Annotated in this window: 18 protein-coding genes; 6 read left to right on the top strand and 12 right to left on the bottom strand. The window is 69.8% G+C overall.

From position 1 onward, the window contains the following. Positions 1-3: 3 nt before the first annotated feature. The 5 genes from KPL78_RS20675 to KPL78_RS20655 all read left to right on the top strand — a co-directional run bounded on the left by KPL78_RS20675 (position 4) and on the right by KPL78_RS20655 (position 5,600). Positions 4-789 (top strand): PleD family two-component system response regulator, encoded by a 786-nt coding sequence (locus tag KPL78_RS20675; RefSeq protein ID WP_219764889.1) that lies wholly within the window; start codon positions 4-6, stop codon positions 787-789. Further along, complete coding sequence (locus KPL78_RS20670) at positions 786-1,814, top strand: CobW family GTP-binding protein (RefSeq protein ID WP_369412801.1); 1,029 nt, start codon at positions 786-788, stop codon at positions 1,812-1,814. Before KPL78_RS20675 ends, KPL78_RS20670 begins: the two co-directional genes overlap by 4 nt. 31 nt (positions 1,815-1,845) lie before the next feature. Continuing rightward, positions 1,846-3,597, top strand: a complete 1,752-nt coding sequence (locus tag KPL78_RS20665; RefSeq protein ID WP_219764887.1) for an ATP-binding protein — start codon at positions 1,846-1,848, stop codon at positions 3,595-3,597. Positions 3,598-3,756: 159 nt separating this feature from the next. Then, a complete protein-coding gene (locus KPL78_RS20660; protein WP_219764886.1) occupies positions 3,757-4,770 on the top strand; it encodes a WD40 repeat domain-containing protein in 1,014 nt (337 codons plus the stop codon). Positions 4,771-4,778: 8 nt separating this feature from the next. After that, positions 4,779-5,600 (top strand): aldo/keto reductase, encoded by an 822-nt coding sequence (locus KPL78_RS20655; protein WP_219764885.1) that lies wholly within the window; start codon positions 4,779-4,781, stop codon positions 5,598-5,600. Positions 5,601-6,269: 669 nt separating this feature from the next. Here KPL78_RS20655 and KPL78_RS20650 read toward each other — a convergent pair. From KPL78_RS20650 to KPL78_RS20615, 8 genes are all read right to left on the bottom strand, one after another. Then, positions 6,270-6,641 carry a VOC family protein gene (locus KPL78_RS20650; RefSeq protein ID WP_219764884.1) on the bottom strand — a complete coding sequence of 124 codons (372 nt, stop codon included), beginning with the start codon at positions 6,639-6,641 and terminating at the stop codon, positions 6,270-6,272. Further along, positions 6,638-7,093: a molybdenum cofactor biosynthesis protein MoaE gene (locus KPL78_RS20645; protein WP_219764883.1), complete on the bottom strand. Its 456-nt coding sequence runs from the start codon at positions 7,091-7,093 to the stop codon at positions 6,638-6,640. Before KPL78_RS20645 ends, KPL78_RS20650 begins: the two co-directional genes overlap by 4 nt. A 1-nt stretch (position 7,094) precedes the next feature. Beyond that, entirely contained in the window at positions 7,095-7,346 is a 252-nt protein-coding gene (gene moaD, locus KPL78_RS20640) for a molybdopterin converting factor subunit 1 (RefSeq protein ID WP_219764882.1), read from the bottom strand. A gap of 5 nt (positions 7,347-7,351) precedes the next feature. Further along, positions 7,352-7,948, bottom strand: a complete 597-nt coding sequence (locus tag KPL78_RS20635) for a hypothetical protein (protein WP_219764881.1) — start codon at positions 7,946-7,948, stop codon at positions 7,352-7,354. A gap of 52 nt (positions 7,949-8,000) precedes the next feature. Continuing rightward, complete coding sequence (gene pgsA / locus KPL78_RS20630) at positions 8,001-8,621, bottom strand: CDP-diacylglycerol--glycerol-3-phosphate 3-phosphatidyltransferase (RefSeq protein ID WP_219764880.1); 621 nt, start codon at positions 8,619-8,621, stop codon at positions 8,001-8,003. A gap of 15 nt (positions 8,622-8,636) precedes the next feature. Further along, positions 8,637-10,535 carry an excinuclease ABC subunit UvrC gene (gene uvrC, locus KPL78_RS20625; RefSeq protein WP_219764879.1) on the bottom strand — a complete coding sequence of 633 codons (1,899 nt, stop codon included), beginning with the start codon at positions 10,533-10,535 and terminating at the stop codon, positions 8,637-8,639. Between the two features lie 286 nt (positions 10,536-10,821). After that, positions 10,822-11,214, bottom strand: coding sequence for a dihydroneopterin aldolase (locus KPL78_RS20620; protein ID WP_219764878.1), 393 nt, complete (start codon positions 11,212-11,214; stop codon positions 10,822-10,824). After that, positions 11,211-11,984: an SDR family oxidoreductase gene (locus KPL78_RS20615; protein ID WP_219764877.1), complete on the bottom strand. Its 774-nt coding sequence runs from the start codon at positions 11,982-11,984 to the stop codon at positions 11,211-11,213. The genes KPL78_RS20620 and KPL78_RS20615 overlap by 4 nt, the downstream gene beginning before the upstream one ends. A gap of 53 nt (positions 11,985-12,037) precedes the next feature. Between KPL78_RS20615 and KPL78_RS20610 the strand changes: the two genes are divergently transcribed. Continuing rightward, the gene (locus KPL78_RS20610; protein ID WP_219764876.1) at positions 12,038-12,241 is read left to right on the top strand and encodes a DUF1289 domain-containing protein; all 204 of its coding nucleotides are present in this window, start codon (positions 12,038-12,040) and stop codon (positions 12,239-12,241) included. Between the two features lie 140 nt (positions 12,242-12,381). Here the strand turns inward: KPL78_RS20610 and KPL78_RS20605 are convergent, their stop codons facing one another. The 4 genes from KPL78_RS20605 to KPL78_RS20590 all read right to left on the bottom strand — a co-directional run bounded on the left by KPL78_RS20605 (position 12,382) and on the right by KPL78_RS20590 (position 18,152). Beyond that, positions 12,382-14,946, bottom strand: a complete 2,565-nt coding sequence (locus KPL78_RS20605; protein WP_219764875.1) for a TIGR02302 family protein — start codon at positions 14,944-14,946, stop codon at positions 12,382-12,384. A gap of 262 nt (positions 14,947-15,208) precedes the next feature. Beyond that, positions 15,209-16,549 (bottom strand): diaminopimelate decarboxylase, encoded by a 1,341-nt coding sequence (lysA, locus tag KPL78_RS20600; protein WP_219764874.1) that lies wholly within the window; start codon positions 16,547-16,549, stop codon positions 15,209-15,211. A gap of 341 nt (positions 16,550-16,890) precedes the next feature. Then, positions 16,891-17,223, bottom strand: coding sequence for an FKBP-type peptidyl-prolyl cis-trans isomerase (locus tag KPL78_RS20595; protein WP_219764873.1), 333 nt, complete (start codon positions 17,221-17,223; stop codon positions 16,891-16,893). A gap of 26 nt (positions 17,224-17,249) precedes the next feature. Continuing rightward, complete coding sequence (locus KPL78_RS20590; RefSeq protein ID WP_219764872.1) at positions 17,250-18,152, bottom strand: LysR substrate-binding domain-containing protein; 903 nt, start codon at positions 18,150-18,152, stop codon at positions 17,250-17,252. Positions 18,153-18,199: the final 47 nt, after the last annotated feature.

Here is an 18,199-nt window from a genome sequence, read left to right as displayed (position 1 = left end):
GCGATGTCCGAGTCGGAGCCGGAAGCGCCCGTCAGGCTGCAGGTGCTGCTGGTCGATCCCATGGCCAGCTCGCGCGTCGTGACGCTGACCATGCTCGAGGAGCTGGGGCACATGGTGTTCCCGGTCTCCGACTGGGACACCGCCGAGGACATCCTGCTGCGCGAGGATGTCGAGGCGGTGATGCTCGCCTTCACCGGCGATGGCTTCGACGGCCCGGACGCGGCGGGCCGGCTGCGCGACCGCCTGCCGCCCCAGGCCGACCTGCCCCTGGTCGGCACCACCGATGGCCTGCGCCGCGGCGAGGAGGACGAGGCGATGGAGGCAGGATTCGACATCCTGCTGGTCCGGCCCTTCACGCCCGAGGAACTCGCCGCCGCGCTCGCCCAGGCGCGGAAGATGCGCACCCCGCCGCCCGTGCTGGATGCCGAGGTCCGCGCCTCCCTGCGCAAGGACCATGGCCCCGCCGCGCTGGAAGCCCTGGAGGATGCTGCGATGGAGGTGCCCTCCGGCCGTCTCGTCCCGCTGTTCCGCGACGGCGGCAAGGCGGAGGACTACGCGGCGGCTGGTGCCGCAGTGGCCGAGGCGATGGACCGCATCGGCGCCATCGCCGCCGCCGCCGCGGCCCGCCGCATGGCCGAGAACGCCGAGGAAGGCCGCCGCTTCCTCTTCCCCCTGCTCTCCGCCGTGGTCGCCGCCCGGGTCGCATTGCGCAAGGACCGGTTCTCCGCGGCGGCCGCCGACCCCATATGGGCGGCAAGCGATACACCTTCTTCGGGAGAATCCCCGTGAGCGACACCAAGGAGCCGGTGCCCGTCACCGTGCTGACCGGCTATCTCGGCGCCGGCAAGACCACCCTGCTGAACCGCATCCTCACCGAGAATCACGGCAAGAAGTTCGCCGTGGTGATCAACGAGTTCGGGGAGCTCGGGGTGGACAATGACCTCGTCGTCGATGCCGACGAGGAAGTCTTCGAGATGAACAATGGCTGCATCTGCTGCACCGTGCGCGGGGACCTGATCCGCATCCTCGGCGGGCTGATGAAGCGGCGCGACAAGTTCGACGGCATCATCCTCGAGACCACGGGCCTCGCCGACCCCGCGCCGGTGGCACAGACCTTCTTCGTCGATGACGACGTGAAGCGCGCGACGAAGCTCGACGCCATCGTCACCGTGGTGGATGCGAAGCACCTGCTGGCGCGGCTGTCCGACAGCACCGAGGCGCAGGAGCAGATCGCCTTCGCCGACATCATCGTGCTGAACAAGATGGACCTGGTGACGCCGGATGAGGCCGACGTGGTCGAGAAGCGCATCCGCGCCATCAACCCCTATGCCGAGATCCGCCGCGCGACCAAGTCCGACGTGCCGATCGACAGCGTGGTCGGCCGCGACGCCTTCAACCTGAGCCGCATCCTGGAGCGCGAGCCCGAGTTCCTGTCGGGTGACGACCACCACGAGCATGATTCCGAGGTGAACAGCGTCTCCTTCGAGGTCGAGAAGCCGATCGACGCGGAACGCTTCAACGCCTGGATCACCCAGGTGCTGGCGTCGAAGGGCCAGGACCTGCTGCGCACCAAGGGCATCCTCTACTACGATGGCGACAGCCGCCGCTTCGCCTTCCAGGCCGTCCACATGATCGCCGATGGCGACTTCATCGGCGAGGTGAAGGACGGCGATCCGCGAAAGTCGAAGATCGTCTTCATCGGCCGCGACCTGAACCGCCCCTGGCTGCGCCGCGGCTTCGAGGCGTGCCAGGCCGGCGAGGACGAATCGAAGATCCAGGCCGAGATCGCCCGCTGGAGCCCGCCGCCGGCGTGACGGCGGGGGGGCAGGGCAGGGCGCCACCGGGATGAGCGCCGTCACGCGGCTGCGGGTCGGCGACGAGGCATTCCTCGTCGCCGCCATGATCGAGCGCTGCCCGAAATCCATGATGATCCGGGAACTGCTGCAGAACGCCCTGGAGGCCGCCGGAAACGCGCCCGAGGGGCAGCGGCGCGTCGAGTTCTCTGCCCTCACCCTGGCCGGCAGCCGCAAGCTCGCGATCTGGAACGCAGGCCGCGGACTGACGGCGGATGAACTCTACCGGATGTGCGACATCGCCGCCTCGATCAACAAGGAGACGGGGCTCGACGCCAATTTCGGCATGGGCGCCAAGGTGGCCTCGCTGCCGTCGAACCAGCATGGGCTACGCTACCGCTCCTGCCGCGACGGAACGGTGCATGAGGTGATCCTCGGCAAGCGGGACGGGATCTACGGGCGCATCCGCCAACCCGGCCCCGATGGCCGACCGACCGAGGTCATCGAGGCGACCGCCGCGGCACAGGCCGAGGGCCGCGATACGCGTCAGGACTGGACCGAGGTGGTCCTGCTGGGCAATCGCCCCGACCAGGACACGGTGGCCGACCCCTATGACGGGCATCCCTCCAGCCCAGGCAACTGGCTGACCGAGTCCATCGCCGGTCGCTTTCTCCGCTTTCCTTCCGGTATCGACGTGACCCTGTTGCCTGGCGTTCGACCGGGCACGCCCCGATCCCACACGCTGCGCGGCGCTGAGCGGCGCATCGTTGCGCTGCGGCACCATGAGCGCGTCACGCTGCGCAATGGCATCGCGATCCACTACGCCTATGATCCGCCCGACCCCGATCGGCCGGCACGGAACCTCAGCCAGGCCTCTGGGCCCGAGAATGCCGAGGGGCTCGCCGCCGTGGCCTATCGCGGCGAGATGTACAGCATGCTGCGCGGCGCGCATTGGCGCCGGGAGGCCCCGAGCTTCGGCATCGCCACCGGGGCGCGCCATGTCTCCGTGGTGATCGAACTGCCGGCGAGCTTTCCGGTCCAGATCGAAGGGTATCGCGAATTCCTCCGCTATCGCGGCGACCTGCAGCGGCCGTTGCGGCTGCTCGATTTCGCCGCCATGGCGGCGGAGAACCAGCCAGATTGGCTCAAGGACATCCTGGCGAGCAACTCGCCTTCCGCCAGCCTGGTGATCGATGCCCGTTTCGCCATGGAGGCGTTGCTGCGCGAACTGGGCGTGACCCGGTTGCGGCGCGCGCGTGCGGTGCCCGCAGCGCTTGCCGAAGCCGCTGCACCGCCGGCGGAATCGACACCTGCCCCCGCCGGGAAGGCCGCCGCCCAACCGCCTCCGGCGCAGCGGGTGGATGACCCGAAGGCTCCGCCGCAACCGGTCTTCGAGACGGCCCCGGAGATATTCCTGCTGCGCGAGCCGGCGGAGATCGCGGATGTCGGTCTCACGCATCGCGCCGCCTGCTACTATCCCGAAAGCCATCAGCTCCATGTCAACCTCGCCTATCCGGCGGTCGGATCCTTCGCGCGGATGCTGGCCGGCGTGGAGGAGGACGGGGAGCCCATCGCCCCCGCCGCCGTGGACGTCGCGGAGCGTTTCACGGTGATGCGTGTAGGCCGCGCCCTGGTGCATGCCCTCGCGAAGCGGGGACGGCCGCGCGAATGGAACGAGGCCCAGCTTCGCGCCGTGTTGTCGCCGGAAAGCCTGACGCTTGCCGCAGATGACGTGCATGCCGGGTTGACCGACGCGCGGGAGGCCTATCGCCAGGCGGTGACGATCACGGCGGACGACGCATGATGCCCGAAGCGTGCTTCTCCTGAGGGCCTCTCATGCGCGGGGCCGAGGCCGCACGCCGGATGCCCGCTGCGTCACGGTTCAGGTCGGCATGGCGGCACGAGGGGGCATGGCAAGCGCGGCAGCGACGGGCCATACAGAGGGCATGACGAGGAACCTGCCATGAGCGCGACCGACGCCGATTTCCTTCTCGAATCCCGCGGACGGTCGCAGGACCTCGGCGCCTGGGTCGTCGGCGTCGTCTTTGGCCGCGAGGGCCGGTCCTGCATCTTCGCCCTGGGCGACGGCACCGTGCGGCTGGCCGATGGGTGGCAGTCCGTCGCCGCCCATGAAGGCGCCTGCCTGTCCATCGCGGCGGATGCGAAGGACGGCGCGATCACCGGCGGCGACGATGGCCGGCTGATGCGCATCGCGCCCGATGGCACGACACAGGAACTGGCGAAGTACGGCAGCAAATGGGTGGATCATGTCGCCGCCCATGAGTCCGGCCTGCGCGCCGCGGCGGTTGGCAAGGCGGTGCATCTGATCGACGGGAAGGGTGCGGCGCTCCGCTCGCTCGCCCACCCGTCCACCGTCACCGGCATCGCCTTCGACGCCAAGGGCAAGCGCATCGCCGCGAGCCATTACAACGGCGCCTCGCTGTGGTTCACAACATCGAAAGAAGGCACGCCGCGGCTGCTGGAATGGAAGGGCAGCCATACCGGCGTGCTGATCAGCCCGGACGGCACGCATGTGGTGACCAGCATGCAGGAGAACACGCTGCATGGCTGGCGCCTGGCGGATGGCCAGCACATGCGCATGGCGGGCTATCCGTCCAAGACCAAGTCCATGGGCTTCACCGCCAAGGGCCGCTGGCTCGCGACCGCGGGCGCGGATTGCGTCGTGCTCTGGCCCTTCTTCGGCGGCGGTCCGATGGGCAAGGCACCGACCGAACTCGCCGGCGGCGACGGCGTTCTGTGCACCGCCGTCGCCTGCCACCCGTCGCAAGAGGTCGTCGCGGCCGGCTTCGGCGATGGCCTAGTGCTGATGGCGGAGGTCGCGTCGGGTCGCATCGTGCCGCTCGCCGCGCCGCGCGGTTCGGCTGTGTCCGCCATCGCCTGGGATAGTGCCGGCACGCAGGTTGCCTTCGGCACGGAAGCCGGCTTCGCTGGTGTGATTGACCTTTCCAAGCGCTAGGACATCGCATGACCCCGATCCTGGAGACCGCGAAGCTGCGCATCCCGCGCATCGGCCTCGGCACCTGGCCGATGAAGGGCGCGGAGGCGACCCGCGCGGTGGAGACCGCCCTCGCCCTCGGCTACCGCCACGTCGACACCGCGGCCATGTATGGCAATGAGGAAGCGGTCGGCGCTGGCATCGCCGGATCGGGCGTGAAGCGGGACGACATCTTCCTCACCACCAAGGTCTGGTGGACCGAACTTGCGCCCGATGCCCTGCGCGCTTCCGCCGAGGCCTCGCTGAAGCGGCTTGGCACGCCCTATGTGGATCTTCTGCATATCCACTGGCCGGCGAAGGGCATGGACCTTCCCGCCGCGCTGGTGGCGCTGGCCAAGGCGAAGGAAGACGGCCTGGCCCGCAATGTGGGCGTCTGCAACTTCCCGCCCGCCCTGCTGAAGCGGGCGCTCGACCTCGGCATCGCGCCGATCGCCTGTCTCCAGGTCGAGTGCCATGTCTATCTGTGGCAGCCCAAGCTGGTCGAGCTGTGCCGCGCCAACGACCTCGCGCTGACGGCCTATTCGCCCGTGGCCAAGGCGGCGGTGAACGACGATCCGGTGATGCAGCGTATCGCCGCGAAGCATGGCGCGACGCCGGTGCAGATCGCCATCGCCTGGCTGCTGGCGCGCGACGTCGTCGCCATTCCGAAATCGGCGCGCGAGCAGGGGCAAAAGGAGAATTTCGCGGCGGCGTCGATCGCGCTGGACGCGGAAGACATCGCCGCGATTGACGCGCTGCCGAAGGGGCGACGGCTGGTGAATCCGGAGTTCGCGCCTGATTGGGCGGCGTAGGAGGAGCGGCGAGGGGCCTTGGCCCCTCTCGAACGGTGTTCGTTGCCCGGTAGGGTGGCGGGTGCGGCGACGCAGGGGACGCCGAAACCCACGAGCCAACTCTGGAGTAGGGTTCCCCCTTCAAACCTCACCCTACCGCGGGATCCCAAAGACGTTGCTGTGCCACGCCAATGGGGACCCATCGGCCCCGGGGCCTTTGGAAGCCGTCACCTGCGACCTCGCACGGACGGTCCGGCCATCATGAAAAGCGCGCGTCGAGCGCAACGCCGGGCAGCATGATCGGGCTCATGCACCTCGCGCGCTTCGATATCCCGAGATGAACGCCGCGCCCAATACCAGGGATTGGTTTCCAAAGGCCCTGTGGCCTTTGGCGGGTGGGGGTTCGGGGGAGGGCGGCGCCCTTCCCCGTTCTGTCATCGCCCCAATACGCGCGCGCATGGGGTGGTGCCCCTCTGATTTCCGGCGCAGTGGATCGATCCCTGCGATTTAGAGCAGATACTGTCCGGATGAACTCATCTGGACAGGTGAAGATGCGCGCAAAAACAAATACCTAGAGCATTGCAGGTGAACAGAAGTTCGCCGGAAATGCCCTAGGCTCCCGCTGCGATGATGCGCCGACGAGCCCCTCGTCGGCGCATCTCGCGCTTGGCAGGCGCTTCCAGCATCACCTCAGGCCGCGAACAGGCACAGCACGTTGCCTTCCGGGTCCGCCGCATGCAGTGCGAACTCGCCTGAGGGCAGGCGCGACGGCGGGTCGAGCACCGCGACCTGTGCCATCAGCAGCCGCCGATGCCAGCGTTCCACCTCGTCCCGGCTGTCGAGTCGGAAGGCGAGCATCACCCCCGGCAGTCCCTCGCGTGGGAACAGCGCGTCGCCGCGCGCCCGCAGCGCGATGCTGACCTGGCCGAGGTCGAAGCGTGTCCATCCCGCGCGCGCTTCGGTCTGCGCGCCTTCCAGGATGCGTTCATAGAAGGCGCGCTGCCGGGCAAGGTCGCGGCAGGGGATCACCACGGCATCGAGATGGGGAAGATTTGGTTTCACGCGGCTCCGGTCCAGCGGGCGGCCGCGGTGTCGTCCTCGGCCTTGGCTTCCACCCAGCGATGCGTGCCGGAGGCGAATTCCTCGCGCTTCCAGAACGGCGCCTTGGTCTTCAGCCAGTCGATCAGGAAGGCGCAGGCTTCGAGGGCGGCCGCTCGGTGGGATGACGCGGTCAGCACCAGCACGATGGGTTCGCCCGGCAGGATGCGGCCATGGCGGTGGATCACGGTGCAGGCGGTGAGCGGCCAGCGGGATTCCGCCTCGGCCGCGATCCGCGCGATCGCCCGTTCGGTCATGCCGGGATAGTGCTCGAGCACCAGGGCGGACAGACCGTCATCCGCGCGGCAGATGCCGACAAAACTGGCGACGCCGCCGACGTCGACGCGGCCCGCGGTCGCGGCCGCGGTTTCGGCCGCCATGTCGAAGGCCGCTTCCTGCACGAGGATTCGGGCCATGTCAGCCGCCGGTAACCGGGGGGAAGAAGGCGATTTCGTCATTCGCGGCGACGGGATGGTCGGGCGTGGCGAAATCCTGGTTCACGGCGGCGCGCACCTGGCGCGGATCGGCGAAGGCGGCGGCATGCGACGGCGAGCGGACAGCGAGCCAAGCGATCAGCCCGGCCACGTCGCGCACCTCCGCGGGCGGCGAGACCTCCTCCTCGGCGGTGCCGACCTTTTGACGCAACCAGGCAAAGTAGAGAACGCGCATGGCGATCAGCGAGGCGTCGGGATGGTGGTCACGCGGCCGCCCGGCTGGATGACGGTGGTGGTGCCGCCATCGCGCACCGCGACGCCGCCGGCCGCACTGCCGGGCTGGCTGAAGGTCTGCACCCGGTCGGTGCCGCCAGTGACGGTGCCGGGGGGCTGCCCGGGGATCTGCACCTGGGTGCCTTCCACGCGCTGCGTGGCCGGCGGCAGGACCGGCGGGACGGCACGCGCGGGTGCGGGCGTCGGCGCCCGGTCCGGCACCGCGATGGCATCCGGCGGGGTGGAGGAGCCGGGGCGCCGGCGCGTCACGGCATCCAGGTCGGGCCGCGGCACGGGGCGGTATTCGGGAATGCCTTCCATGGCTGCCGTCGGGCTTTCCGGTGCCCGGTTCAAAGCCGCCGTCACCGCCTGTCGCAGTTCGGGCAGGTGTTCGGATTGCAGCGGGGTGAACTGGGCATCCTGGCCCGTTACGCGCATCACGGTCAGGCTGTCGCCTTCCACCGCCGGATTGCTGGACATGTTCCACGAGGGCTGCCAGTCCGGTCCGCAGCCGGCCAGCAGGGCGGCGGCCAGGAGGACGGTGCCGGTATATGTACGCCGCATCGTGCTTCGCTCCGCGATCATGGGGTGAAGATGCGCCTGGGAGAGGTCGTGCTCAAGGGCGGGCCACTGTCTCGTCGACGGCGGAAGATTCGGGGCGCGCATCCGCCTCGCCGGCATGGCGCAGGCCGGCCTGCAGATAGTCCCACCCCGTTGCGAGGGTGAGCACGGCGGCGACCCAGAGGCCGAGCTCGCCGATCATGGAAATCGGCAGCGCGCCGAGGCCGATCACCGAGGCGCCTGTATCGCCGGCGAGCAGCGTGCCGAGCGCGCCCATCTGGAAGCCGGTCTTCCACTTCGCCAGCCGCGTCACCGGCAGGCCGACGCGCAGTTCCGCGAGGTACTCACGCAGGCCGGAGACCATGATCTCCCGCAGCATGATGACGATGGCGGGATACAGCGCGGGGTGCGAAAGCCGGTCCATGCCGACCAGCAGCATCAGCGCCGCGCCGACCAGCAGCTTGTCGGCGATCGGGTCGAGCATGCGGCCGAAGGAGGAGGTGACGCCGCGGTCGCGCGCGATCTTGCCGTCGAAATAGTCGGTGATGCCGGCCGCCGAGAAGACCAGGCAGGAAGCGAGGTCCCCCCAGCGCGTCCCGAGCGCCGCGAAGACGACCAGCACAGGGATGGCCGCGATGCGGGAGATCGTCAGCAGGTTGGGCAGGTCGGTCGGCATGGCGTGATGGACTGCTTAGCCGGTCCCGTCGCGCGGGGCCACCGTGGCACCGGGATGGAAATGCTCGTGGATGCGCCGGGCGACGGCGGGGCCGATGCCGGGCGCGGCTGTGAGGTCGTCGAGTGCCGCATTGCGCACCCCCCTGGCGGACCCGAAATGGTTGAGCAACCGGCGCTTGATGGCGGTGCCGACGCCCGGAATCTCGTCGAGTTCCGAGGTGGTCAGCGCCTTGGAGCGGCCGGCGCGGTGGGTGGTGATGGCGAAGCGATGCGCCTCGTCGCGCAGGCGCTGCAAATAGTAGAGGACCGGGTCGCGCGGCGGGAGCTGGATCGGCTCCCGCCCTGCCATGTGGAACCATTCGCGACCCGCGTCACGGTCCGGACCCTTGGCGACGGCGACGAGAGGCAGGTCCTCGACACCGAGTTCGGCCAGCACCTCGCGCGCGGCGGAAAGCTGGCCGGCGCCACCGTCGATCAGCACCAAGTCGGGCCAGTTGCCCGAGTCGCGCGACGGGTCCTCGCGCAGGGCGCGGCCGAAGCGGCGCTCGAAGACCTCCCGCATCATGGCGAAGTCATCATTGCCCGGCGCGGTCTTGATCGAGAATTTGCGATAGGCCTGCTTCATGAAGCCGGTCGGCCCGGCCACCACCATGACGCCATAGGGGTTCGCCCCCTGGATGTGGCTGTTGTCGTAGATCTCGATGCGCTCGGGCGGGGCGGGCAGGGCAAACAGGTTCGCTACGCCGTCGAGCAACTGCGCCTGGGCGGTGCCTTCGGCGAGACGGCGTTCCAACGCCTCGCGCGCATTGGTCGCGGCGTGGTCGACCGCGGCCTTCTTGTCGCCGCGCTGGGGGCGGTGCAGTTCGACCTTGCGGCCAGCCTTCAGGGACAGCGCCTCGCCGATCAGCGAAGCCTCGGGCGGCTCGTGGCTGACCAGCACGAGGGGCGGCGGCGGCAGGTCGTCGTAGAGCTGGGTGAGGAAGGTGCCCATCACCTCCTCCGGCGACTGGTCCTGTTTTCCGTGAGTCAGGAAATAGGGACGATTGCCGTTGTTACGACCGCCGCGGAAGAAGAAGACTTGCACACAGGTCTGGCCGGCCGCCTGGTGCAGCGCCACCACATCGGCATCGCCCATGCCGTCGAGGTTCACGCGGTCGGTGCCCTGCACATGTGTCAGGCCGCGGATGCGGTCGCGCAGCGCGGCGGCGCGTTCGAATTCGAGATGCGCGGCGGCCTCCTCCATCTCGGCGGCGAGGCGCTTCTGGATGGAGGGCGTGCCGCCCGAGAGGAACTCCTTCGCCTCGCGCACCAGCGCGGCATAGTCGTCGTGCGAGATCCGCGCGACGCAGGGCGCCGAACAGCGCTTGATCTGGAACAACAGGCAGGGGCGCGTGCGGCTGTCGAACACCGTGTCGCGGCAGGATCGCAGCAGGAAGACGCGCTGCAGCGCCGTGATGGTCTGGTTCACCGCCCAGGCCGAGGCGAAGGGGCCGTAATAGGACGCACCCTTGCGCCGTTCGCCGCGATGCTTGGCGATCTGCGGGTAGGGATGATCGTCGGTGATGAGCAACCAAGGGTAGGATTTGTCGTCGCGCAGAACGATGTTGAAGCGTGGTCGCAGCCGCTTGATGAGATTCGCTTCGAGCAGCAGCGCTTCCGCTTCGCTCGCCGTCGTCACGATTTCGAGGCTGCGGGTCTCGAACACCATGCGCCGAAGTCGTTCCGACAGGCGCGACACCTGGGTGTAGGATGTGACGCGCCGGCGCAACGAGCGAGCCTTGCCGACATAGAGCGCATCGCCCTTGGCATCGAGCATCCGATACACGCCAGGCGCGAGTGGCAGGGTGGGCAGCGCGGCCTCGATGATGGTGAGGCCGTCCTCACGCGGTGCGGTTGAATCCGGGGCGTCGGTCATGTGACGCCCATGGAAGCGCCACCCCCCTGGGAATTGTCCACCAAAGCTGTGGACAACTCTGTGGGCGAAAGGCTGGGGAACGCGTGCCGAGCGTGGTTACAAAAGGGTTTCATCGGCCTGCCGCGGAAATGGGCGGCCGCGTCGATGAAATTCAAGAGATTGATTTTTAAAGAAAAAATTTCACGGCTGCGGAAAGACCCAGCGTCAAGTCGGATTCTTTGCTTGACGTGCCCCCCATGCGGCGCGGCGCCGGCAGGCAGTGGACAAAATTTGCCGTGGCCACATTTCAAAATCGCGTCCTTTCAACGACAACGCCAACACTCATGACATCCGTCAACACGTCGGGCTTCTCGATCTGCACGCGCACACGCAGAACGCGAACATCATCGAGCAAGGCTGTCGCAATGCGTTCCGCGAGGGTCTCGGCGAGTCGTACGTGCCCGGCGCAGGCGATGCGCCGCGCGGTCTCCGCGACCGCGCCGTAATCAACGACGCGGGACAACTCGTCCGGCCCGACGCCTGATGGCGCATGCGGATCCCGCACCGCCAGATCTATGCCAATGACTACACGTTGTGATTGCGTCTTCTCGTGGGGATGAACGCCAAGATGCGCCTGCACCGTCAGGCCGCGTACGAAAACGTGACGCACGCCGGCGGCTGCGTCGGGACCGATGCTCATTCCTCGGGCTCCCCGCCCTGGGCTGGTGACCATTGCATGTGCTGTCCGCCATCGAGGGCGATCATCTGCCCCGTCATGGACGGCAAGGAGAGAATTGCGATGAGGGCGTGCGCCACCTCCTCGGGCGAAGTGCCATGGCGCAGCGGCACGGAGCGCGCCTGGCGGTCGAACTGATCCTGCGACTGGCGTGGACTCGGCAGGGCCGGCCCGGGCCCGATCGCGTTCACGCGGATGCGCGGCGCGAGGGCCAGCGCCAGCGTCTGTGTCAGCGTCCACAGCCCCGTCTTGGAGACCGTGTAGGACACGAAATGCGGCGTCAGCGACCAGACGCGCTGGTCGAGCATGTTGACGATGACGCCCTCGCGGCCTTTCGGCAGGGCGCGTGCGAAGGCCTGCGCGAGCACGAAGGGCGCACGGAGATTCGGTTCGATGTGGCGATCCCAGGACTCGCGCGTCGCGTCGTGCCATTCGTCGCGCTCGAAGCGCGAGGCGTTGTTCACCAGCGCGCCGATCGGACCGAGCGCCTCGGTCGCCGCCGGCAGCAGCGCGGCGACGTCCTCCTCGCGCCCGAGTTCCGCGCGCAGCGCGACCGCGCGGCGGCCGAGCGCGCGGATGGTCGCGACGGTGTCCTCCGCCTCCGCCGGGCTGTCGGCGTAGTGGATGGCGAGGTCGAAGCCGGCCCGCGCGAGGGCCAGCGCCATCGCCTGGCCAAGCCGCTTCGCGCCGCCGGTGACCAGCGCCGCACGCGGAATGGTCTCGGAAATCTCCATGGCGCTGTGAATGGCGCTTCCCCCGCGTCAGGGCAACGCCCATCTGCGGGGCCATGGAACGCCCCTGCATCAAGGTCTGCGACTACGACGACGACACCGGCTGGTGCCGCGGCTGCGGCATGACAAAGCCCGAACGCAAGGCATGGAAGCGCGCACGGGAGTATCGCGAGGCGATCCTCGAGAACCTTCCGGCGCGGTTGGAGGCGATGGAAAAGGCGGGGCACGCGACGGGCGAGGCGGCGCGGAAGCGCAAGTGACGACGTTGGCGAGGGTCTGGGCAGGCCGGCCCTGGGTGCATGCTGTGGGCATCGGAGAGGGGCAGTGCCCCTTCCGAGGTCACCAGCGCCGCACCCGGAGGAGCCGCTTCCCGGGCCTCTGATGGACGGCCGTCAGCGCATCAGAACTGTCGCAACAGCCGGTCGATGTAGTCCAGCTCCGCCGGGGGCCTTTCGCGCTCGGCGCCACGCCTCCGCAGCTCCTCCTGGATCCGGCGCGTCTTTAGCAGTTCTGCCTCGTCCGGCACATGCGTGTCGGACGCATTGTCCTGCCCCCCGACCTGTTCCCGCGACCGCCGCCCAAGCGGGTCCCGGCCCGGCCCCTGCTGCTGCGCCTGGTCCTGGCCCTCGCCGCCCTGTTGGCCATTGGCCATTCCGTCGCCTTCGCCGTCCTCCTCCTCGCCCTCGCCGGGCTGGGACTGGCCGAACTGGCGTTGCATCTGCCGTGCCATCTGACGGCCACCCTCGGTCAGGGCGCGGATGGCGCGCTGTTGGGCGTCGCGGCTGTCACGGCCCTCGGTGAGCGCCTCAGCGGAATCGCGCATGGCGCGGTCGGCCTCGCCAAGTTGCGGCGGCACATCGCCGGTCAGGTCGCCGAACTGCTGCATCAGCTCACCGAGCGCCCGCCGCAGGGCGCGCTGGGTGCGGGCATCCTGCTGCCCCTCCGCCTGCTGCTGGCGCTGCTGGTCCTGTGCATTGGGCTGGGGGGGCTGCGGGCGCGGCGGCCAGGTGAAGGATTGCTGCTGGCGCCGTTGCTGGGCGCGTTCGCGTTCGGTCTCATCGGCGCGGAGCTGGCCGCGGTCCAGCATCTGGGCCTGGCGCTGCACCATGTCCTGGATCGCGCCCATTTGCTGCTGGCCGCGCTGTCGCTGCTGCTGCCGCTGGCGGTCCTCGGCGCGCATGTTGCGGCCTTCCTCCAGCGCACGGAGCATCTCCTCCAGCTCGGCCAGCTCGCGCTGGGCGTCCTCGGGGCGGTCCTGCCGGGCGGCGTCGCGCATCCGCTGGGTGCGGCGGTCGAGTTCCCGCTGATCCATCAGCCGCTGCTGAGGGTCATAGGGGATGGCCTCGGCATTTTCGCGCTGCAGGCGCTCGGCCAGGGCTTCGAGATGGCGGCGGATCGCCTCGCGCAGGTCCTGGATGCGGCGTTCGACCTCGGCGCGCTGTTCGTCCGTGCGGTTCTCCGGGTTGCGGCGGGCTTCCTCGAGCGCCTCCCGCAGCGCTTCCCGTGCCTGGGCCAGCGCGCGGGCGGTGCGGTCGGTCCGGCCCTCCTCAAGCGCCACGGCGACGTCCCACAGCGTCTCCTGCACTTCGGTGATCGCGGCGGGCCGGCGGTCGCGCAACAGGCGATGCCGCGCGCTGCGCAGCGCGAGGAAGGTGCCCGTGTCATCCTCGAAGGCCTCGGGTGCGGCGGCGATGCGGTCGAGTTCGCGCCGAGCCGGCTCGCGTCCCGAAGGATCGACGGACAGCGCCTTGCGCAGGGCAACAAGCTGCTGGGAGACGGGATGGGTGAAGCTGCGTTCCGGCAACTCCAGGAAGGCGCCCTCGCTGCTGCCTTCCTGCCCGGCGTGGTCGCGGGCGACGAGCCGCGCCTCGACCTCCAGCCCGGCCCAGGGATGGGCGGACAGATCGGGCTGGCTGGCGCCCCGCGCCGTGCGCGGGCTGCCGCCCGGCAGCGGCAGGTCCAGCACGACCGGCTCCGCGTCCGGCCGCAGCTTCAGCCGCAACTCCACGCGCAGCCCGGAGAGGCCCCAATCATCCTCCGCCCGCCAGGGCAGGCGGATGGCGAGGCCGCGCTGCGCCCGCGCCGGCGGCTGGTCCCAAGCCACGGAGGGCGGCGCGTCGGCGCGCACCGTCAGCGACCATTGCACCAATTCCGTCCCATCCCGCCGCACCGCCAGCCGCGCGCCGGTGTTGAGCAACGTTTCCGCAGTGAAGGAGGTCCGGTCGAGCGCCCGGAACGGCGTCGCCGCCCCGTCCAGCACGAGATCCGGCACGCCACCCGTCCCGCCGGACACCGCGACCTGCAGCCGGCTGCCCGCTGGCACGCTGACGGCACCGCCCGCGGCATCGAGGAAGATCGGCGCCGCCCCGGTGTAGGCCGGCGGCGTTACCCAGGCTTCCAACCGCACGGCGGGGGTGGTGGGCAGCGCCGCTCCGCCGAGATGCGGCAGCAGCGCGCGGCGGATGCGCTCGGGCGCTTCCGGCCCGGCCATGACGAGGGCCGCAACGAGCGCCACGACCAGCCCGCCCCGCAGCGCGCGCGGATCCTGCTTCGCCAGCCCCGGACGCGGCCGCGACAGCCGCAGCTTCGCCAAGCGCTCGGCCGCGCGGCGGCGATGCGCCTCCCACAACGCGAGCGCGACCGGGTCGTCATCGGTCGGCCGATCGCCCAGCGTGGCAATGGGACGATGGCTGAGGCCGGAATCGCGCTCAAGCCGGCGCTCGGCCGCGGCGATGCCCGGCAGCGCCAGCATCCGCGCCGCGCGCCAACCAGCCCAGCCGAGCACGCCGGCGAAGGCAACCAGCAGCAGGACGTGCAGCACCGTCGGCAGCAGCAGCGGCAGGCCGGAGACGGCGACGACGAGGAAGACGCCGATCACGCCAAGCGGCGGCCAGAGGGCCGGCCAAGCGGATTCCCACCACAGGACCAGGCGCGCCAGGCGGGTGCGACGGGTGAGGAGACTCATGCTGCACTGTCCCGGAAGGTTGGAGGGGCTTTGCCCCTCCAAGCCACCCCACCAAAGGCCACAGGGCCTTTGGAAACCGATACCCGGTACCGGGCGCCACGGTCAGGATCAGCGCCGAAATCCGCTCTTGTGCAGGGCACGGGCGATGGGGGGGCGCAACGACTCTCGTGCGAAGCGCCAAGTCGAGGTTTCCAAAGGCCTCTCGGCCTTTGGTGGGGGAGGTTTGGAGGGGGCGAAGCCCTCTCCAATGCCCCCGCCGCCGTCACGTGGTCAGCCACTCCGGCACGTTCTGCCCGTGCAGCAGCGCGTCGAGCGGCTGCCGTCCCCGCACCACCGCGAAGTTCGTCCCGTCCACCAGCACTTCCGGCGCCAGCGGCCGTGCGTTGTAGGTGGACGACATCACCGCGCCATAGGCCCCGGCATCGAGGAAGGCGATGGCATCCCCGGGCTGGAGCGACGGCAGCAGCCGCCCGCGGGCGAAGGTGTCGCCGGTCTCGCAGACCGGCCCCACCACCTCGGATTCCGCAAGCGGCGCCGTGGCGCGCACCGAGGAGAGCGGCACGATGCCGTGCCAGGCCTCGTACATGGACGGCCGCACCAGGTCGTTCATGGCGGCGTCAACCACCACGAAGCGATGCGCCGCCCCCTGCTTCTGCAACACCACCGAGGCGAGCAGCACGCCCGCCGGCCCTGCGATCCAGCGGCCCGGTTCCAGCATCACCGGGAGGTCGAGCTCGCCCAGCGAGGCGCGGATGGCGCCGGCCAGGGCCTCGGGCGAGGGCGCCGGTTCGTCGCGATAGGAAATGCCGAGGCCACCGCCGCAATCGATGCGCTCCACCGGCAGACCGTCCGCGCGCAGCGCCTTGGCGAGTTCGGCAAGGCGGGCATAGGCGGCGCGATAGGCGGACATGCCGGCGGTGATCTGGCTGCCGATATGCGTGGCGATGCCGACCGGGGCGATGCCCGGCAGCGCGGCCATGCGGGCATAGATGTCCGCGGCATCGGACAGGGCGACGCCGAACTTGTTCTCGCTCTTGCCCGTGGTGATCTTGGCGTGGGTCTTGGCGTCCACGTCCGGGTTCACGCGCAGCGCGACGCGGGCGGTGCGGCCCATCTCCGCCGCGACGGCGGAGATCATGTCGATCTCCTCCGCGCTTTCGGCGTTGATCTGGAAGATGTCCTCGGCCAGCGCCTGGCGCAGCTCGCCGAGTGTCTTGCCCACGCCCGAGAAGACGATGGCCGAGGCCGGGATGCCGGCGGCGCGGGCGATGTGCAGCTCCCCGCCGCTGACCACGTCGGCGCCCAGGCCCTCGGCCCCCAGCACCTTCAGCACGGCGAGGTTGTCGTTGCACTTCATGGCGAAGTGGACGGTCGCGGTCAGACCGGCATGGGCAAGCGCGGCCTTGAGGCTGCGCGCGCGATGCCGCAGGGCACCGGCGGAATAGACCCAGGCGGGGGTTCCGATCTCTTTCGCGATCCGCGCCAGCGGCACCTCCTCCATCATCAGCCCGTCCATGGCGTGGAGGCTGAGATGCGGGCGCAGCGCCAGGAGCTCGGCGAAGGTCGGATCGGCGGTTTCAGGCAGGGGGAGTGGGGCGGCCATCCCGCCATTGTCGGGAGCCGACCGGCGCTCCGCAAGGGGCGAGTCTCTTTGTGACGCAGGCCGAAGGTCAGGAGGGGCTTTGCCCCTCCCGAACCCTCCCCACCAAAGGCCACAGGGCCTTTGGAAACCATCAATAGGCATCGGGCAGGGTGGGCGGTTTGAGAGTCTGGGGGGTCGTGCCCTGCGCAGTGCCGATCAGACCATTTCGGCGTTGCGTAGGCCGGGCCTTTCCCGTCGGCGCCGGACCGTTCTGCCCGGCGCCAAGTATCGGTTTCCAAAGGCCCTGTGGCCTTTGGTGGGGAGAGGTCCGGAGAGGGGCAAAGCCCTTCTCCGGTCTGCTTTCACCCCACTCCGAGCAACTCAACCTCGAAGATCAGCGTCGCGTTCGGCGGGATCACCCCGCCGGCGCCGCGGGCCCCGTAGCCGAGCTCGGGCGGAATGATCAGGGTGCGTTCGCCGCCCACCTTCATGCCGGCGAAGCCCTGGTCCCAACCGCCGATCACCTGGCCGACACCGAGCTGGAATTCGAAGGGCTGGCCGCGGTCGCGGGAGCTGTCGAACTTGCGGCCCTTGTTCTCGGGCGCGCCTTCGTCGAACAGCCAGCCGGTGTAGTGGACCTGGATGTACTGGCCGGGCGTGGCCTCGGCGCCGGTGCCGATCTTGGTGTCGATCATGGTGTCCTGTCCTTTCGGGTGAGGCTCTATGCCGCGGCCTCGGCGGCGGCGGAATAGGGTCGCAGGCGTTCGGCGATGATCCGGCCGACGGCTTCGACCGCGGCGCGGCGGGGGAAGGCGGCGCGCCACACGATGCGCACGGTGCGCGAGACCCCGTGCCGCAGCGGCAGCAGGGTGATCCCGGCATCCTGCGCCGCGCCGGCGGCGAGGCCCGGAATGAGCGTGGTGCCATAGCCCGCCGCGACCATGTTGATCAGCGTGGCAAGCGAGGAGGCCCGCAGCGATCCGCCGCGCGGCCCGGCCAGGCCGCAGGCGGCGAGCGCCTGGTCGCGCAGGCAATGCCCATCGGCGAGGACCAGCACGTCCGGGGCGAGGTCTTCCTCGCTGACCCGGTTGCGGCCGCACAGCGCGTGGTCGGGCGGTACGGCGGCGAGGAAGGGCTCGGTAAAGAGCGGCTCGCTCAGAAGATCGTTGCCGTCCGGCTCGGTCGCCAGCAGCACGGCGTCGAGCTCATGCGCCCGCAGGCGTTCGAGCAGGCTGGCCGTCACGTCCTCCCAGGGCTCGATCTCGAGGCCTGGGAGGCTTTCGCGCAGCGGCCCGAAGATGAGCGGCAGCAGGTAGGGGCCGAGGGTCGGGATGACCCCGAGCCGCAGGCTGCCCCGCAACGGGTCCATCGCGGCGCGGGCGAGGGCTGACATGGCATCGACCTCGGCCACCGCGACGCGGGCGTGGGCCAGCAGAAGCTCGCAGAGCGGCGTGGGCACCACCTGCTTGCTGTTGCGTTCGAACAGCACGACGCCGAGCACCTCCTCCAGCTTGCGAAGCTGTACCGAAAGCGTGGGCTGGCTGACGCGGCAGGCCTCGGCGGCCTTGCCGAAATGGCGGTGCTCGGCGAGGGCGAGTATGTAGCGCAGGTCGCGCAGATTCATGGATCGACCAGTTCCGTCAGTGCTGCGGCGCAGCAGGATTCTTGCGG

It is taken from the genome of Roseomonas alba (genome assembly GCF_019430885.1).
GTDB classification, from domain to species: domain Bacteria; phylum Pseudomonadota; class Alphaproteobacteria; order Acetobacterales; family Acetobacteraceae; genus Neoroseomonas; species Neoroseomonas alba.
The sequence above is the reverse complement of the archived record's forward strand: the minus strand, read 5'-3'. Positions and strand labels throughout refer to the sequence as shown.

Excerpts from the sequence above, each read along its gene's own strand:
- KPL78_RS20675 (WP_219764889.1), top strand. The coding sequence starts at position 4 with ATGTCCGAGTCGGAGCCGGAAGCGCCCGTCAGGCTGCAGGTGCTGCTG.
- KPL78_RS20665 (WP_219764887.1), top strand. The coding sequence starts at position 1,846 with ATGAGCGCCGTCACGCGGCTGCGGGTCGGCGACGAGGCATTCCTCGTC.
- KPL78_RS20660 (WP_219764886.1), top strand. The coding sequence starts at position 3,757 with ATGAGCGCGACCGACGCCGATTTCCTTCTCGAATCCCGCGGACGGTCG.
- KPL78_RS20655 (WP_219764885.1), top strand. The coding sequence starts at position 4,779 with ATGACCCCGATCCTGGAGACCGCGAAGCTGCGCATCCCGCGCATCGGC.
- KPL78_RS20645 (WP_219764883.1), bottom strand. The coding sequence starts at position 7,093 with ATGGCCCGAATCCTCGTGCAGGAAGCGGCCTTCGACATGGCGGCCGAA.
- moaD (WP_219764882.1), bottom strand. The coding sequence starts at position 7,346 with ATGCGCGTTCTCTACTTTGCCTGGTTGCGTCAAAAGGTCGGCACCGCC.
- KPL78_RS20635 (WP_219764881.1), bottom strand. The coding sequence starts at position 7,948 with ATGCGGCGTACATATACCGGCACCGTCCTCCTGGCCGCCGCCCTGCTG.
- pgsA (WP_219764880.1), bottom strand. The coding sequence starts at position 8,621 with ATGCCGACCGACCTGCCCAACCTGCTGACGATCTCCCGCATCGCGGCC.
- uvrC (WP_219764879.1), bottom strand. The coding sequence starts at position 10,535 with ATGACCGACGCCCCGGATTCAACCGCACCGCGTGAGGACGGCCTCACC.
- KPL78_RS20620 (WP_219764878.1), bottom strand. The coding sequence starts at position 11,214 with ATGAGCATCGGTCCCGACGCAGCCGCCGGCGTGCGTCACGTTTTCGTA.
- KPL78_RS20615 (WP_219764877.1), bottom strand. The coding sequence starts at position 11,984 with ATGGAGATTTCCGAGACCATTCCGCGTGCGGCGCTGGTCACCGGCGGC.
- KPL78_RS20610 (WP_219764876.1), top strand. The coding sequence starts at position 12,038 with ATGGAACGCCCCTGCATCAAGGTCTGCGACTACGACGACGACACCGGC.
- KPL78_RS20605 (WP_219764875.1), bottom strand. The coding sequence starts at position 14,946 with ATGAGTCTCCTCACCCGTCGCACCCGCCTGGCGCGCCTGGTCCTGTGG.
- lysA (WP_219764874.1), bottom strand. The coding sequence starts at position 16,549 with ATGGCCGCCCCACTCCCCCTGCCTGAAACCGCCGATCCGACCTTCGCC.
- KPL78_RS20595 (WP_219764873.1), bottom strand. The coding sequence starts at position 17,223 with ATGATCGACACCAAGATCGGCACCGGCGCCGAGGCCACGCCCGGCCAG.
- KPL78_RS20590 (WP_219764872.1), bottom strand. The coding sequence starts at position 18,152 with ATGAATCTGCGCGACCTGCGCTACATACTCGCCCTCGCCGAGCACCGC.